General features: G+C 58.0%; 19 protein-coding genes. 14 read left to right on the forward strand and 5 right to left on the reverse strand.

What is annotated here, in order from left to right; translation table 11 throughout:
- Positions 1-42: 42 nt before the first annotated feature.
- From rpsM to truA, 6 genes are all read left to right on the forward strand, one after another.
- Positions 43-420, forward strand: coding sequence for a 30S ribosomal protein S13 (gene rpsM, locus AC2T9U_RS03730; protein ID WP_028326526.1), 378 nt, complete (start codon positions 43-45; stop codon positions 418-420).
- A gap of 67 nt (positions 421-487) precedes the next feature.
- Positions 488-895, forward strand: coding sequence for a 30S ribosomal protein S11 (gene rpsK / locus AC2T9U_RS03735; protein ID WP_028326525.1), 408 nt, complete (start codon positions 488-490; stop codon positions 893-895).
- 45 nt (positions 896-940) lie between these two features.
- Positions 941-1,549: a 30S ribosomal protein S4 gene (gene rpsD, locus AC2T9U_RS03740; protein ID WP_028326524.1), complete on the forward strand. Its 609-nt coding sequence runs from the start codon at positions 941-943 to the stop codon at positions 1,547-1,549.
- A gap of 214 nt (positions 1,550-1,763) precedes the next feature.
- Positions 1,764-2,774 carry a DNA-directed RNA polymerase subunit alpha gene (locus AC2T9U_RS03745; RefSeq protein ID WP_028326523.1) on the forward strand — a complete coding sequence of 337 codons (1,011 nt, stop codon included), beginning with the start codon at positions 1,764-1,766 and terminating at the stop codon, positions 2,772-2,774.
- Between the two features lie 49 nt (positions 2,775-2,823).
- On the forward strand, positions 2,824-3,300 hold the full coding sequence (rplQ, locus tag AC2T9U_RS03750; RefSeq protein ID WP_115030889.1) for a 50S ribosomal protein L17: 477 nt from the start codon (positions 2,824-2,826) through the stop codon (positions 3,298-3,300).
- Between the two features lie 93 nt (positions 3,301-3,393).
- Positions 3,394-4,221 (forward strand): tRNA pseudouridine(38-40) synthase TruA, encoded by an 828-nt coding sequence (truA, locus tag AC2T9U_RS03755; RefSeq protein ID WP_493696657.1) that lies wholly within the window; start codon positions 3,394-3,396, stop codon positions 4,219-4,221.
- A gap of 86 nt (positions 4,222-4,307) precedes the next feature.
- Here the strand turns inward: truA and AC2T9U_RS03760 are convergent, their stop codons facing one another.
- Positions 4,308-4,904 carry an ArsR/SmtB family transcription factor gene (locus AC2T9U_RS03760; protein ID WP_115030885.1) on the reverse strand — a complete coding sequence of 199 codons (597 nt, stop codon included), beginning with the start codon at positions 4,902-4,904 and terminating at the stop codon, positions 4,308-4,310.
- 362 nt (positions 4,905-5,266) lie between these two features.
- Between AC2T9U_RS03760 and rplM the strand changes: the two genes are divergently transcribed.
- The 3 genes from rplM (at position 5,267) to glmM (ending at position 7,856) form a co-directional block, all read left to right on the forward strand.
- On the forward strand, positions 5,267-5,710 hold the full coding sequence (rplM, locus tag AC2T9U_RS03765) for a 50S ribosomal protein L13 (RefSeq protein WP_028326520.1): 444 nt from the start codon (positions 5,267-5,269) through the stop codon (positions 5,708-5,710).
- A gap of 66 nt (positions 5,711-5,776) precedes the next feature.
- Positions 5,777-6,268, forward strand: a complete 492-nt coding sequence (rpsI, locus tag AC2T9U_RS03770) for a 30S ribosomal protein S9 (RefSeq protein ID WP_034400648.1) — start codon at positions 5,777-5,779, stop codon at positions 6,266-6,268.
- Between the two features lie 238 nt (positions 6,269-6,506).
- A complete protein-coding gene (glmM, locus tag AC2T9U_RS03775; RefSeq protein WP_493696658.1) occupies positions 6,507-7,856 on the forward strand; it encodes a phosphoglucosamine mutase in 1,350 nt (449 codons plus the stop codon).
- 60 nt (positions 7,857-7,916) lie between these two features.
- Here glmM and AC2T9U_RS03780 read toward each other — a convergent pair whose 3' ends face one another.
- Both AC2T9U_RS03780 and AC2T9U_RS03785 read right to left on the reverse strand, forming a co-directional pair.
- Positions 7,917-8,561: a carbonic anhydrase gene (locus AC2T9U_RS03780; RefSeq protein WP_115032689.1), complete on the reverse strand. Its 645-nt coding sequence runs from the start codon at positions 8,559-8,561 to the stop codon at positions 7,917-7,919.
- 135 nt (positions 8,562-8,696) lie between these two features.
- A complete protein-coding gene (locus AC2T9U_RS03785) occupies positions 8,697-9,413 on the reverse strand; it encodes a carbonic anhydrase (RefSeq protein ID WP_493696659.1) in 717 nt (238 codons plus the stop codon).
- Between the two features lie 241 nt (positions 9,414-9,654).
- Between AC2T9U_RS03785 and AC2T9U_RS03790 the strand changes: the two genes are divergently transcribed.
- The 5 genes from AC2T9U_RS03790 to AC2T9U_RS03810 all read left to right on the forward strand — a co-directional run bounded on the left by AC2T9U_RS03790 (position 9,655) and on the right by AC2T9U_RS03810 (position 14,720).
- Positions 9,655-10,971 carry an extracellular solute-binding protein gene (locus tag AC2T9U_RS03790; protein ID WP_208303686.1) on the forward strand — a complete coding sequence of 439 codons (1,317 nt, stop codon included), beginning with the start codon at positions 9,655-9,657 and terminating at the stop codon, positions 10,969-10,971.
- An 80-nt stretch (positions 10,972-11,051) separates the two neighbouring features.
- Positions 11,052-11,909: a carbohydrate ABC transporter permease gene (locus AC2T9U_RS03795; protein ID WP_493696921.1), complete on the forward strand. Its 858-nt coding sequence runs from the start codon at positions 11,052-11,054 to the stop codon at positions 11,907-11,909.
- Positions 11,910-11,911: 2 nt separating this feature from the next.
- Complete coding sequence (locus AC2T9U_RS03800; protein WP_493696660.1) at positions 11,912-12,769, forward strand: carbohydrate ABC transporter permease; 858 nt, start codon at positions 11,912-11,914, stop codon at positions 12,767-12,769.
- Between the two features lie 33 nt (positions 12,770-12,802).
- The gene (locus AC2T9U_RS03805) at positions 12,803-14,047 is read left to right on the forward strand and encodes an ABC transporter ATP-binding protein (RefSeq protein WP_493696661.1); all 1,245 of its coding nucleotides are present in this window, start codon (positions 12,803-12,805) and stop codon (positions 14,045-14,047) included.
- A 67-nt stretch (positions 14,048-14,114) separates the two neighbouring features.
- On the forward strand, positions 14,115-14,720 hold the full coding sequence (locus AC2T9U_RS03810) for a DUF4245 domain-containing protein (protein ID WP_115030873.1): 606 nt from the start codon (positions 14,115-14,117) through the stop codon (positions 14,718-14,720).
- A 35-nt stretch (positions 14,721-14,755) separates the two neighbouring features.
- Here the strand turns inward: AC2T9U_RS03810 and AC2T9U_RS03815 are convergent, their stop codons facing one another.
- Positions 14,756-15,022: an exodeoxyribonuclease VII small subunit gene (locus AC2T9U_RS03815; protein ID WP_493696662.1), complete on the reverse strand. Its 267-nt coding sequence runs from the start codon at positions 15,020-15,022 to the stop codon at positions 14,756-14,758.
- A gap of 58 nt (positions 15,023-15,080) precedes the next feature.
- Positions 15,081-16,388 carry an exodeoxyribonuclease VII large subunit gene (xseA, locus tag AC2T9U_RS03820; protein WP_493696663.1) on the reverse strand — a complete coding sequence of 436 codons (1,308 nt, stop codon included), beginning with the start codon at positions 16,386-16,388 and terminating at the stop codon, positions 15,081-15,083.
- Positions 16,389-16,421 lie beyond the last annotated feature (33 nt).

Here is a 16,421-nt window from a genome sequence, read left to right on the forward strand (position 1 = left end):
GATGCTGTGCCAAACCTTCGAAACTACTCAGGAGAAACACAAATGGCACGTCTTGTTGGAGTTGACCTCCCGCGCGAAAAGCGCGTTGAGATCGCTCTTACCTACATCTTCGGTGTGGGACGTACCCGCGCGAAGGAAGCTATCGCAGCGACGGAGATTGACCCGTCCACGCGCGTCAAGGACCTAGACGAGCAGCAGCTTGTTGCTCTGCGTGACTTCCTCGAGGGCAACTACAAGCTCGAAGGTGACCTTCGCCGTGAGGTGGCCGCCGACATTCGTCGCAAGGTTGAAATTGGCAGCTACCAGGGTTTGCGCCACCGCCGTGGCCTGCCCGTGCACGGCCAGCGCACCAAGACCAACGCGCGTACCCGTAAGGGCCCCAAGCGCACCGTTGCTGGCAAGAAGAAGGCCGGCCGCTGATCGAGGCTTTGCCTCGTCGCTGACTTACTAGTCGGCTACTCCCGAAGACTCGTAGGAAAGAGAACATATGCCTCCCAAGAGCCGTCAGGCTGGTGGCGCCAAAAAGGTGCGCCGCAAAGAGAAGAAGAATGTTGCCCACGGGCAAGCTCACATCAAGAGCACATTCAACAACACGATCGTTTCGATCACCGACCCAACAGGCGCGGTTGTCTCCTGGGCATCTGCTGGCCAAGTTGGATTCAAGGGCTCCCGCAAGTCCACCCCCTTCGCCGCGCAGATGGCTGCCGAGGCTGCTGCCCGCCGCGCGATGGACCACGGCATGCGCAAGGTTGACGTTTTCGTCAAAGGTCCTGGCTCCGGTCGCGAGACAGCTATTCGCTCGCTGACTGCAACCGGCTTGGAGGTTGGCGCCATCAGTGACGTCACCCCCACGCCGCACAACGGTGTCCGTCCGCCCAAGCGCCGCCGCGTCTGATCGACCGCGCGCAGCAGGCACTGAAAAGGTAGGAGAAGAGACACCATGGCCCGTTACACCGGTCCGATTACGAAAAAGTCCCGTCGCCTGAAGACCGACCTCGTCGGTGGCGATAAGAACTTCGAGAACCGCCCATTCCCTCCAGGACAGCACGGCCGTGGCCGTATCCAGGAGAAGGAATACCTCTCGCAGTTGCAGGAAAAGCAGAAAGCACGCTTTACCTACGGAGTTATGGAACGTCAGTTCCGTAACTACTACGAGGAAGCGGCACGTCGCCCCGGAAAAACCGGTGCAAACCTGCTTCAGATCCTTGAATCTCGTCTAGACAACGTCGTTTACCGTGCCGGTTTGGCACGTACACGTCGCGCTGCACGTCAGCTCGTCACCCACGGCCACTTCCTGGTTAACGGTCAGCGCGTAGACGTGCCGAGCTACCGCGTGAGCCAGTACGACATCATCGAATGGCGTGAGCAGAGCCGCAGCAAGTTCCCGTTCGAGGTCGCCGAAGACCTGTACGGCGAGCGCGTGGTTCCTGCGTGGATGAAGGTCGTTCCAGGTTCCTTGCAGGTGCTTATCCACCAGCTGCCAGTTCGTGAGCAGATCGACACGGTCCTCACCGAGCAGCTGATCGTTGAGCTCTACTCGAAGAACTAACACGTAGATCCGCGCACACCTCGACGAGATGTGCGCGGAGCGACTGTGTATTCACTTGTTAATACACAGTCGCTCCATCCCTGCGACCTACGTGATGACCTCGTGCCACACGGGGGAGTGGGGCCACTCGCCGTAGACAGAGACGACGGGTGTCACGGCTATAGCCGCATTCACGATCTTCATATAGCGGTAGATCGTGGGAAGGAAAGAAATCGTGCTGATCGCACAGCGCCCTGTCCTCACTGAGGACGTGGTTTCGCCCACGCGTTCCCGGTTCGTCATTGAACCGCTTGAGCCGGGCTTTGGGTACACACTCGGTAACTCGCTTCGCCGGACGCTTTTGTCGAGCATCCCTGGAGCATCTGTTACCAGCATCCGTATCGACGGTGTTCTCCATGAGTTCTCTACGATCCCAGGGGTTAAAGAGGACGTCACGGAACTGATCCTCAACATCAAGGGGATCATTGTCAGCAGCGATCACGACGAGCCTGTCGTGATGTACCTGCGCAAGCAGGGCCCCGGTGTAGTGACTGCAGCGGACATTGCTCCGCCAGCAGGAGTCGAGGTGCACAACCCCGAACTCGAGATCGCTACCCTCAACGAGGATGGCAAGCTCGAGATGGAGCTGACAGTCGAACGCGGCCGTGGATATGTGTCCGCCCACCAAAACAAGGCAGTCGAGACCGAGATTGGCCGTATCCCGGTTGACTCGATCTACTCCCCAGTACTGGCCGTGACCTACAAGGTTGAGGCCACGCGTGTGGAGCAGCGTACCGACTTCGACAAATTGATCGTTGATGTCGAAACGAAGCGCAGCATGGCGCCTCGCGATGCACTTGCTTCTGCAGGCATGACGCTTGTCGAGCTCTTCGGGCTTGCTCGGGAGCTTAACGTCGAGGCCGAAGGTATCGACATGGGGCCATCGCCGACCGACGCCGCCTTGGCAGCTGATCTCGCCCTTCCCATCGAGGAACTCGACCTGACTGTCCGCTCCTACAACTGCCTCAAGCGTGAGGGCATCCACACCGTGGGTGAGTTGGTTGGGCGCAGCGAAGCAGATCTCCTTGACATCCGTAACTTCGGTGCCAAGTCCATTGACGAGGTCACCCAGAAGCTGACAGGCATGGGACTGGCTCTCAAAGACAGCCCGCCTGGATTCGACCCAGCCGCCTTGGGTGACCGTTTCGATGAAGATGCCGCATTCAGCGACGGCGAGCAGTACTGACCGATCCGCTTCCGCGGAGCGGCCTGAACAACTCTAGGGAGAACACGTAATGCCTACGCCTACTAAAGGCCGTCGCGTTGGCGGTAGCCCCGCCCACGAGCGCCTCATCCTCTCGAACTTGGCCACCGCCTTGTTCCAGCACGACCGCATTACCACCACCGCCGCCAAGGCCAAGCGCCTGCGCCCCTTGGCCGAGCGCATGGTTACATTCGCCAAGCGTGGTGACCTGCACGCTCGCCGTCAGGTCATGACTGTTGTCCGTGACAAGGGCGCTGTGCACCGCCTCTTCACGGAGATCGCTCCTGACATGGCAAACCGCGAGGGTGGGTACACCCGCACGACCAAGATCGGTAACCGTAAGGGAGACAACGCTCCTATGGTGGTTATCGAGTTGGTTCGCGAGCCGATGTCCGCTAAGCAAGCCACGGTCGCTGAGGCTGAGGCTGCAACCAAGCGCTCTGTCAAAGAGCAGGCTGCTGCCGAAGAGACCTCCGCTCCCGAAGCCGCGGAGTCTAGCGAGGCCTGATCCGCGCATGTGACACATATATGAAGTGGCTGTGACCATCTTGGATGGTCACAGCCACTTCATATATGTGGGTATTCAACTAAGGAGATGGCAATGAGGTTGCGAATCGACTTCGCCTATGACGGTACTGCTTTCTCGGGGTGGGCTAAGCAGCCAGGACTACGCACTGTCGAAGGAGAACTGACTACAGCTCTCGAAAAAATACTGCGTCACGATGTACGTCTGGTCGTAGCTGGACGCACAGACGCAGGAGTTCATGCTCGTGGATCGGTACTACACGTAGACGTTGAAGAGTCAGCTTTCCACCGGTTGCCAGGACGGTCGCAACGCACACCGGAAGCTGCTGCTGTTACTCGCTTAGCTGGCGTATTGCCAGCCGATATCGTCGTTCGCAAGGTCCAGCAGGCGCCGGTAGGGTTTGATGCTCGTTTTTCGGCGTTGTCGAGAAGGTATTCCTACACCCTTACTGATGAGCCATCAGAATTAGATCCGTTGCAGCGGAGCGGAATTGTCGTGCACAAGCGGCAATTGGATGTTTCTGCCATGCATTTGGCGGCCCAGCAGATGCTGGGTTTGCATGACTTTGCTGCGTACTGCAAGCCGCGAGAAGGGGCTACCACGATACGCAATCTGTTGGCGTATGAGTGGGAGCGCCGTGGCCCGCTAGTAATAGGCACAATCATTGCCGATGCGTTTTGCCACTCAATGGTGCGTGCCTTGGTTGGGGGAGTCGTACCTGTGGGGGAGGGGAAGCAAACGACAGGTTGGCCAGCACTCGTACTGGGAGAACGTCGGAGGAACCCATCGGTGACGGTGATGCCGCCGCACGGCCTGTGCTTAGAAGAAGTTCGTTATCCGGCTGATCATCAGCTTTCGGCTCGGGCTGCAGCTGCTCGATGTGTTCGAGAGCTGCCTGAGTGACTTTTTCGTGGGGCGCAGATCCTTGATTGGCTGCCTGAGTACTGCCAGGAGTTAGACGTCGCAGTGTGAGGTACGTGGTGTGCTTCTTAGAGTCGTGGGGGAGCGTCAACAGGCAGTGCGCAGGTGTAGAAAGTGACGCGTTTAGCAGTGGGGTTTCCTGCTCCGACACGGCGGTATCGCTCAAGGATGGCAGCGATTTCTTCTTGGAGTGCGGCAAGTTGAGTATCGGTGACAAGGACAAGTCGGTCTTCGAGTCCACATAGTTCTTGCCAGGTAGGGGGCCACTGTGAGGTGTGGCTAATCCAGTTTTGGACTTTGGTGCCGAAGTAGGCGGCGTAGTCACGGGCGAGCCATTCGGCGGAGGCTTCATCAGCGGGATCTTCTTCGGAAGTGTCGATGATGCGATTTTCTGTAGTCAGGCTCCAGTATCGGCGGCGGCCGCTGAGTTCGCTGGTAGTGATGAGTCCTGCGTTAGCTAGGGCGCGTAGGTGGTAGCTGGTCACGCCGGTGCTTGTATCTAGGGCTTTGGCGAGGTCTGCGGAGGTGGCTCGGCCAATGCTGCGTAGTTCGGCGAGGATGCGAGATCGCATGGGGTGGGCAAGAGTGCGTAGTGATATTTGGTCAAGTTCTGCCGGGTGGGGGAGAGGGTGGTCGTTGTCGGTGGGGTCGGTAGGGGTAGTCATAGGCACATACTGCTCCTTTTTGCAGAAAATTTATGCATAAAACATGTGCATGAATAGGATTAGGAGGCAATAGAGGAGGTGAATTTGCACTTCAAAGCATGTTTTGAGTGGATTTCTGGAGGCGCGTGATCGAACGGTAGAGTAGATGACTGTTACGTGTTGCTGCCCTCCGCCGGTCAGTGCTCGCTGGATGCGAAAATGTGAACGCTCTGCAAGAGCTGTCGCAGCATGTCGTGTCTACCCCGTGATCTTCGATTTCGGACGGGTGAGCCATCGGCACTTCGGCTAGGTCGCTCCTGTGGCTTTCGCCGCTCCGGCCGGTGGCACGCGATTCGCAGTCCGCAACAGAAAGCAAGGCACTCGTGCGTACTTACACCCCGAAGCCGGGCGACATTGAGCGCTCCTGGCACATCATCGACGCTACCGATGTTGTGCTCGGTCGTCTCGCCTCGCAGGCGGCACAGCTCCTGCGCGGCAAGCACAAGCCAACGTTCGCGCCGCACATTGACACCGGTGACTTCGTCATCATCATCAACGCTGACAAGGTTGCTCTTACGGGCAACAAGGCTGAGCAGAAGAAGGCTTACAGCCACTCCGGGTTCCCCGGTGGTCTGCGCGCTACCAGCTACACCGAGCTGCTCGCCAAGAACCCCGAGCGTGCAGTGGAGAAAGCCATCCGTGGCATGCTTCCCAAGAACTCGCTCGCACGTCAGCAGATGAGCAAGCTCAAGGTGTACGCAGGCTCTGAGCACCCCCACCAGGCCCAGCGTCCGGTGCCCTACGAGATCTCGCAGGTCGCGCAGTAATCACGCGTCTTCGACGTACGTGACCTAAGCGCAGAAAAAACGAGGAGAACCGTGACCGATATTGACATGGACGCCCAGCTCGACGAGAACGAGCCGGCTCTTTCCAGCTACACCACCGAATCCAGTGAAGCCCCGGCACAGGCCGCTACGGGCGAGCGCCCCTCGGCTTCGGCCCCTGGTGCTGCCACCGGCCGCCGCAAGCAGGCCATCGCTCGCGTGCGCATCGTCCCCGGCTCTGGCCAGTGGAAGATCAACGGCCGTGGCCTTGACGACTACTTCCCGAACAAGGTTCACCAGCAGATCGTCAACGAGCCCTTCAAGGTGCTCGAGCTCGAGGGCGCATACGACGTTCTCGTGCGCGTTGCTGGTGGTGGCCCCTCCGGTCAGGCCGGTGCGATCCGTCTGGGCATCGCCCGCAGCCTCAACGGCATTGACGTTGACCTGAACCGTCCTGGCCTCAAGAAAGCCGGACTGCTCAGCCGCGACGCTCGTGTTCCCGAGCGCAAGAAGGCTGGTCTCAAGAAGGCCCGCAAGGCGCCTCAGTACAGCAAGCGCTGATCCGGTCGGCTCAGCCGATACATGCGCCAGATGGCCGTCATCCTCAGCACGAGGTGGCGGCCATCTGCCGTCTACCTATGTGGGAATCCCTACCAGCCCGAATAACAGGGTTAGGCTGGTTCGCCGGGTATCTATCTCGACCTGGTTGACCGCAAGCATTCACACAACTGCGACTCACTTCACCGCCCCCCACCACGCTTCATGCGCAGCACTCAGACGAAGGAGATGCGGAACTCTCATGGCGAGACTGTTTGGAACTGACGGAGTCCGAGGACTCGCAAACCGCGACATCACCGCTGAACTTGCGTTATCGCTAGCTACAGCTGCTGCGCACGAGCTATTCGAGCACCGCTGCAGCAACAACACTGGCCGGATGACAGCTGTGGTCGGCCGTGACCCACGCGCATCTGGTGAATTCCTCTCCGCAGCAGTAATCGCCGGGCTTGCCTCTGCAGGAGTAGATGTCTATGACGCAGGCGTGGTTCCCACACCTGCTACGGCATTCCTCACTAAAGACATGAATGCTGATCTCGGCGTCATGTTGTCCGCGAGCCACAACGCGATGCCAGACAATGGCATCAAATTCTTCACATCCCAAGGCTTCAAGCTCGACGACGCCATCGAAGACGCCATCGAAGCCAGACTGGGCCAAGAATGGGAACGCCCCACCGGATTCCGAGTCGGTCGCGTACGCCCCCTCACAGACGCAAACTCGCGATACGTTGCTCACCTGCTAACTGCCCTGCCGCACCGCCTCGATGGCCTCAAAATCGTCGTCGACGCTGCCCACGGCGCCGCCAGCGTCGTCTCACCACAGGCGTTCCGCGCGGCCGGAGCCAAAGTCAAAGTTATCGGTGGAGAACCCGACGGCCTCAACATCAACGACGGCTACGGATCCACGCACCTAGAAATGCTGCAAACCGCGGTCGTGGAACACAAAGCAGACCTCGGCATTGCTCACGACGGCGACGCTGACCGCTGCCTTGCCGTAGACCACACTGGTGCACCCGTCGACGGTGACCAGATCATGGCAATCCTTGCCATCGGAGCCAAAGAATTCGGCTCACTTGCCAACGACACCCTCGTCGCAACAGTCATGAGCAACCTGGGCTTGTTCAAAGCAATGGAAGCCAACGGCATCACAGTTCGCAAAACAGCAGTAGGTGACCGTTACGTTCTCGAAGACATGCTCGCCAACGGCCATACCCTCGGCGGTGAGCAGTCCGGCCACGTCATCCTCCTCGACCACGCTAGCACCGGCGACGGTACCCTCACAGGCCTCACTTTGGCCGCACGAGTCGCCCAGACTGGCCGCACCTTGCGAGACCTCGCAGCTGTAGTGCAGCGCCTACCGCAATCACTCATCAACGTTAAAGACGTCGACAAAAACGCCGTCGAAACCAACGAAGCAGTCGCCGAGGCTATTCGCCAGGCCGAAGCCGACCTCGGCGACTCAGGGCGCGTACTGCTACGCAAATCAGGCACCGAACCAGTTGTCCGCGTCATGGTAGAAGCCGCAACCAGCGAAGAAGCTGCATCGGTAGCCGCATCGCTAGCCGAAGTGGTCCGACGCGAACTCGCCCTATAAACACCACACGAGAAATGGCCGGGCATCGCTCCACCACGGACAACAGCCCGGCCATTTCTCTCACCCCGACGACTCCAAACCGTCGATACGGCCAGCAACCTCCAACACCTGCGCTGCGCCATCAGAAAGCTTGTACACCAATCCCACGATCGCCAAAGAGCCATTCTCGATTCGCTCCGCAATCGGGCGAGAACGCTGCCTCAACAAATGCACCGTGGCACGAACATGCTCAGCCTCAATCTCATCAGCACTCGTTGCGCCCTTGCGATATGCCGCATTCACGCTTGGAGTCACCCGCTCTACCAAATCCCGCACAAACCCATGAGGCATTTCTCCAGTCTCAAAAGCCGTGATCGCCGACGACACTGCCCCACACGAATCATGCCCAAGCACAATGATTAATGGGATCCCCAAAATCTCTGACCCGTACTCCAAAGAGCCGATCTCGGTGGGGCCAGCCACATGCCCCGCTGTGCGAATAACGAAAAGATCACCCAACCCACGATCAAAAATCACTTCGGCAGCCACGCGAGAATCAGAGCAACCAAAAATCGCCGCAAACGGCTGCTGACCACCAGTTAACTCAAAACGCCTCTCTGCCCCCTGATTAGGGTGAAGAGGCTTCCCTTGCACAAACCGCTCATTTCCAGCAGAAATCGCACGCCACGCAGCAGTCGGAGTATGCGGACGCGTCGAACCCGTCATGGGATTAATCTCGGGCACAGCGCAGCTCCTCAACGCAACACAACATCGGCGATCACACTACGCGGATACCCTCAGCAAACAAGGCACCTATCCGCCACGCCCACCCACCAGGCGGCAAAGGCGAATCAACACATATCAACGTGCACCAAGAGGACCAATACTGTCCAACACCCGGGCAGTCCCATCACTCAACTGATACTTCAGCGCGACAATCGCCAACCGCCCCTGCGCAATCCGATCAGCAATCAACGGAGAACGCTCCGGAATTAACGACATCACCGCCCGCGCATGCGAGCGCTCAATATCGGCCGTAGCAGTCTCCCCACGGCTCCTAGCCGCGTTGACATTCGGGACGATCCGCTCCAAAACATCACGCACATGATCGTCAGGCATGTGCCCACTCGAGGCGCAGTCAATGGCCGCCTGTACCGCCCCGCACGAATCATGCGCCAACACCGCAATCAACGGAGTATTCAAATGCCCCACCGCATACTCCAACGACCCCAACTCCGAAGGCCCCACCACGTGACCTGCCGTACGGATAACAAACAAGTCACCCAAACCCTGATCAAACAAAATCTCAGCAGGAACACGTGAATCCGCGCACCCAAAAACAACCGCGAAAGGATTCTGGCTAGAAACCGTTGCCGACCGGCGCTGCTGGCCTCGCCTGGGACTATCCGCATGATCAGAGACATACCGAATATTTCCCGACATCAGCTCCGCAAACGAGGCCACCGGAGAAGCCGCCACCGGCACCGACCGAATAGTCAGTTTCGACCTATGAGTGGCACCTTCCAGAGCGGAACCAGAAACAAACTCAGCAGACTGGGAGGGCGAAGAGACAGCCATCGGATTCCTTCCGAACACGAGCCAACCGAAGCAGCAGGCCTTTCACAACCCCATCGGCACCAGAAACGCGTAGTTCAACTGAAAAAACCGCAAGCGTGCCTAAGATGCAGGAACCCGAGACGGGGTGTCTTCTCAACGGATCCGGGGGAATAACACCAACAGTCACGAGCAGCAATGACGCAGCCCGCGACGTGTCACCCTCACCCCTTACGAGAAGGGCACAGAATCCAAAGGAGTATTCATGCCCTCACCACGCTCAATTACCGCATTCACAGTTGCCCTGGCCATTACAGCCACAAGCGCCGCAGCACTAACCAGCTGTGGCGGAAACACCTCCGCCACCAATCCCCAACAGATCACCTGGTATATCAACCCCGACTCAGGCGGAAACGACCCCACCAAGCACGGCCAAGCCAGACTCGCCGCCGAATGCACCAAAGCAGCCAAAGGCGCATACACAATCACCACTCAAGTGCTGCCCAATAGCGCCAGCGACCAACGACAACAACTCCTGCGACGCCTCGCTGCCAGCGATCCAGGCATAGATCTGATGAGCCTGGACCCCGTCTTCGTCGCGGAATTCGCTGAAGCTGGATTCCTCGACCCAGCCCCTACCGACAAACGCCACACCCTCACCGACGACGCCGTAGCCCCCATCGTCACGGCAGCACAATGGAAAAACACCCTATTCGCGGCACCGATGTGGGCAAACACCCAAATCCTCTGGTACCGCAAATCCGTCGCCAAAGCTGCCGGACTCGATATGACCAACCCCGTCACCTGGGACCAAATCATTCACGCCGCCGCATCACAAAAAAAGACTCTTGGCGTCCAAGCCTCCCGATACGAGGGATACTCCGTATGGATCAACGCCCTCATCGAAAGCGCCAACGGAAAAATAGTTAAAAACTCAGGCGCCACCGGCAAAAAAGTCGACCTCGGCATCAACAGCCCAGCAGGAAAACGCGCCGCCGAAATCATCCACTCCCTCACCACAGCCGGAGTCGGCGGGCCAGCCCTCAGCTCCAGCGATGAAACTGCCGCTTTAGACCTATTCATCGCAAACGCTAGCTCCGGATTCCTCCTCAACTGGCCCTACGTATGGGCGGCACTGGCCGAACGCAAAGCTGACTTCATCGACGACGTCGCCTGGGCCCGCTACCCCCAATCAGTCGCAGGTCAAAAATCCCGCCCTCCACTAGGAGGCATCGAACTAGGCGTCAACGCTGCAAGCACCAACAAACCCGCAGCTTGGGAAGCAATCCAATGCATTACCAACGTCGAACATCAAACGATGTACATGCTCGGCACCGGTAACCCCGCAGCACGCAAAAAGGTCTACGACAACCCCACCATCCGCAAAAAATTTCCCATGGCAGACCTGATCCGTGACTCGCTCGACAGCGGAGCACCTCGCCCAGTCACCCAGTACTACGGCGACATCTCAACAGCCCTGCAACGCACCTGGAGCCCACCCGAATCCGTTGACCCCGCAACAACCCCAGCCCAATCAGAACAACTCATTCACGATGTTCTCCACGGAGAGGCACTCCTGTGAACTCTCCCAACAACACTAAAAACACCCCGAGCACACCACACATATCCACACGTGCCCGAGCAGAACACAACCTCGGATGGATGCTGGCAGGCCCAGCCTTGGCCATCATGCTCCTGGTCACCGCCTACCCCATCATCCAGGCGCTCTACTACTCCCTCTTCAGCTACCGACTCACCGACCCACACGCACGCACATTCGTAGGCCTACACAACTACCTCGTAGCCCTCAGCGATGCACTGTTCTGGCGCGCAACCGGACAGACACTCCTCATCACCGCCATCACAGTTGCCATAGAGCTCGTCCTGGGAATGATCATCGCGCTCGTCATGCACCGCATCGTCATTCCCCGAAAAACACTCCGAACAATCGTTCTGATCCCCTACTCGATCATCACCGTCGTATCCGCATTCGCATGGTTCTTCGGATTCAACGTCACCACAGGATTCGTGAACTGGTGGCTCCACACCCTCACCGCTGGAACTTTCCCCAATGACTACAACTGGTTCAGCACCTGGGAAACCGCAACCGCCATCATCTGCTTTTCCGAAATCTGGAAAACAACACCCTTCATGTCACTCCTACTTCTATCCGGGCTTGCCCAAGTAGATGAAGCACTAGAAGAAGCAGCACGCGTTGACGGAGCCACCTTCACCCAAACACTTTTCAAAGTGACCCTGCCCAACATGAAACCAGCAATCATGGTCGCTGTTCTTTTCCGCACCCTCGACGCATTCCGCATCTTCGACAACGTATTCATCATGACCGGCGGATCACACGACACCACCGTCCTGTCACTACTTGCCTACAACCAAACAATTAACCGTGTAGAAATCGGCCTCGGATCAGCAATCTCCACGCTGCTATTCATATTCGTCATCATGATCGCCACCGGATTCATCAAAGGCTTCAAAGTCAACCTCACCGAGGGAAGAAGGTGACCATGAAAACCACAGCAGACAAAAAAACATGGGCTTACACGTGGCTAGCCGCCCCCATCATCCTGTGGACAATCATCCCCCTGGCCTGGATTATTTCCCTATCCCTCAAATCAACCGCAGCGCTCTCAAACCCACGGCTCAACACCCTCGGAAACTTCTTTCCCCGCAAGCCCACCCTCGAAAACTATCGACTCATCTTTTTTGGAGGCGCCCACGACCTGTTTGTCCCCGCACTATGGAACTCAATCATCATCTGCCTCATCTCCACCCTCATCGCAGTCACCCTCGCCACCACCTGCGCCTACGCAATCGCGCGACTTGAATTCCCCGGAAAAGGGATCATCCTCGGCACTGCACTAGCCGTCTCCTTCTTCCCCGTGATCTCACTAGCAACACCGCTATACAACCTCTGGCGACACATCGGCCTCTTCGACACCATCCCCGGCCTGATCTTTCCCTACCTCGCCCTCACCCTCCCCTTAGCCATCTGGACTATGACGGCGTTCTTCCGCCAAATCCCCTGGGAAATGGAACAAGCAGCCCAAATAGACGGAGCCACAAGCTGGCAAGCATTCCGAAAAGTCATCGTCCCCCTCGCCGCCCCCGGCGTATTCACCACCACGATCATCACCTTCTTCACCGCCTGGAACGACTTCGTATTCGCCTCCACTCTCACCGCAAACCACGCCCGCACCGTCCCAGCAGCACTCGCCTTCTTCACCGGCGCATCCCAATTCGAACAACCAACCGGAGCGATCGCTGCCGCAGCAGTCGTCGTCACCATCCCCGTCGTACTACTCGTACTCATCTTCCAACGCCGGATCGTCTCCGGACTCACCTCGGGTGCTGTCAAAGGCTGACAGCCACCGCACCCCGCAGAAAGAACACACGACATGACACGCATCTGTCTGACCAACATCGTCAAGCGATACGGCGACGGATTCCCCGCCGTCAACAACGTCAACCTCGACATCGCCGACGGAGAATTCATCATCCTCGTCGGCCCATCCGGATCAGGTAAATCCACCCTCCTACGCATGATCGTGGGCCTAGAAGACATCACCTCCGGCGAACTACGCATCGGCGACAACATCGTCAACGACTTAGCACCCCGCGACCGCAACCTCGCCATGGTCTTCCAGAACTACGCCCTCTACCCACACCTATCTGTCTACGAAAACATCGCATTCCCCCTACGACTCGACAAACAAAAAACCCAAAAAGAAATCGACGCCGCTGTCCGCCAAGCTGCCGACATGCTCGACCTGAACGAACACCTCAACCGCAAACCAAGCAACCTATCCGGCGGGCAACGCCAACGCGTAGCCATGGGCCGAGCCATCGTCCGCGACGCCGACGCCTTCCTCTTCGACGAACCCCTCTCCAACCTCGACGCCAAACTCCGCGGCCAAATGCGCACCGAAATCGCCCGCATGCAACGCCGCATGGGCATCACCACTATCTACGTCACCCACGACCAAACAGAAGCCATGACCCTGGGCGACCGAGTCGCAGTCCTCAAACACGGAACACTCCAACAAGTCGCCAGCCCCCGAGAACTCTACGAACAACCCGTCAACCTCTTCGTTGCCGGATTTATCGGATCACCACCCATGAACTTCATCCCCGCCCACATCGAAGGCGCCGTTCTGCACACACCACTGACCGACATCCCCATCACCCCTGTCATGGCAGAAAAAATCACAGACCTCGACACCGTCATCATCGGACTACGACCCGAAGCATTCGCCAACACCCCCCACCCCACCGAAGACGCAATCACATTCGAAGCAGTCATCGACCAAACCGAATGGCTCGGCAACGAACAGTACGGATACATCCCCTTCCACGCCGAAGGCACAGCACTACAGACCCTCGAAGAACTCAACCACGAACTCGACGGCGAACAACTCCGAACACAAGTCACCGTCAGCCTCAACGCACGCACCCACATCCGCGAAGGCGAACCAGCGCAACTGTCCTTCAAACCAAGCGACATGCACCTGTTCAATCCCCACACCCGCGAAAACCTCACCCGAGACCACAAGCGAGCACAACAGATCGCCGAACAAAGCGAAATCGACCGCCAACGCGCACTGGTCCGCGCCCAAAAACAGGAGCGCCAAACAATCGCGTAGATTCATCACGCACACGTCACCGGCACGTCCGCGACGAGAAAACACCCTCCGGGAGGAAAAACCCACGATGAGCGCTCGCCGAGCCCCCTTCCGACCCCTCGCCACCGGCACAGAAAAACCACCAAAACACGGCGCCGGAGGCATGCGCAGCATGTTCATTTCCATGATCGTGCTGCTCGGCATCATCCTGCTCTGGCAAGCCCTTACCCCCCAAGCCAGCAAAGTCGAACAACCCGCCGTCGACGTAAAAGCCTCGGCGCGCGGAGTAATAAACGCGACTTCTTGGCCCATTCGTGTACCCAATCTGGGCCCAGAATGGCGCGCCACCACAGCACGATTCGACAAACGTGGGGGAGTGAAAACGTGGGAAGTCGGATACGTGCGCACTGACGATGACTCCGTATTCGTTTCACTCGCTCAAACCGGTGCCTTCGGCAAAGAAAAAGTCTCAGACGACTGGGAACGCGAAGTCACCAAGAATGGCGGCAGCAACGGCGACATCACGATTGATGGCACCACCTGGCACACATTCATCGCACCAGAAAAAAACCCACGCACAGCACTACTACCCGCAACCCAAGGACCAGTAGCCGTATCAGTGACCGGGTTAGGTGATAAGAAAAACCTTCTCCACATTGCTAAAGCGTGGCAAGACGCCCAACCCGCTCAGTAAAACCAGCTGCGCTACCTGCACACCTCGGGCTGGGATTACCTCACTGTTGATCCCAGCCGATCTTCGATGCGCTTCTCAGCCTTGTCCAACCAGCTGGAACAGTGCTCAGCCAACGCCTCGCCACGCTCCCACAACGCCATCGTCTCTTCCAAAGGCGCTTGGCCGCTCTCCAGACGCTGCACAACACCAATCAACTGATCCCGGGCCTGCTCATAAGTCAGCTCCGCTACATCACCGAACTGCGTGCCATTTTCCGAAGCAATCGAACGCTCTGCACAGTTCTGGTCTTTCGAGGACGCCATGCAAATCTCCTAAACATCGAACATACAAAGGGCAGATGCCCCTAGAAGAGGGGGACTTTCACGAAGCGGAATCACAATCCTGCTGAGACCGTGACATCACCGTGAAATCACCTCCCGCAACACGCACACGCAAAACCTCATCAGCCCGCACCTGATCAGGATCACGAATCACGCTGCCATCATGCTGCTGTACCACCGCATAGCCACGCTCCAACGTGCTCTGCGGAGAAAGTGCTCCTAGATGCGAAACGTGACCACGCAAATCTGCCCGAGCAGCTGCCAACGCGATACCCGTGGCGCGAGTAACCCGTTCATGCAACGCATCCCTCTGCTCACGGTACGGGCGAAGCATGGCCTTCGGCGTGGCAAGAACAGGACGAGTCCGCATAGTCGCCAATCCACGCCGCTCATCATCAAGCCGGCGCCGCACAGCCTGCTGCATACGCACCCGAGCATTCCCGAGCGCTTCAGATTCCTCAGCATGATCCGGCACAAGATGCTTAGCCGAATCAGTGGGAGTAGAAGCCCGCACATCAGCAACGAAATCAAGCAGAGGAACATCCACCTCGTGCCCGATGGCAGAAACCACAGGCGTACGGGCAGCCGCTACAGCACGCAGCAGCGTCTCATTAGAAAAAGCAAGCAAATCCTCAAACGAACCACCACCACGAGCAATCACGATGACATCTACATGCGCCAGGTCATCAAGCTCACAAAGAGCACGACTCACCTGCGGGACAGCATCCCGTCCCTGAACCGCCACCTCACGGATCTCGAAATCAACTCCCGGCCAACGGCGACGAGCGTTCTCCACCACGTCACGTTCGGCAGCGCTTTCCCGGCCACAGATAAGACCAATGCAGCGGGGCAAAAAAGGCAGCGACTTTTTCCGGGAAAGGTCAAACAACCCCTCAGACTCGAGAAGTTTTTTCAACCTTTCGATTTGTGCCAGAAGTTCACCTTGCCCTACCGGGCGGATATCACGGGCTTCCATCTGAAACGAACCACGCTTGGCCCAGAACGTCGGTTTGCAGTGCACCACCACGCGTTGACCATTGCCGATCTCATCCGGCAACGCATCAAGCGTGCGCGTGGGAATCGAAACATTCAGCGACATGTCGACGTCGACATCACGCAAAGTCAAAAATGCTGACCAGGCCCCCGGGCGTCGTTTGAGCTCGATTACCTGCGCCTCAATCCACAGCGCAGACATGCGGTTGATATAGGCGGTGATGTTTTCAGTGAGCAACCTCAGGGGCCAAGGATTCTCGGCTGTGGTTTCTGCTGCCTTTGCAGGTAGCTCTCGCGGTGCGCCGTCGGAGTCAGGTCTGGCGACGGTGGGGCTGGACGGATCCGAATTGCTCACGAATGCAAGTATCACGCCCAGGACCGACAAAGT

The sequence above is a fragment of the Dermatophilus sp. B7861-1 genome (genome assembly GCF_058996045.1).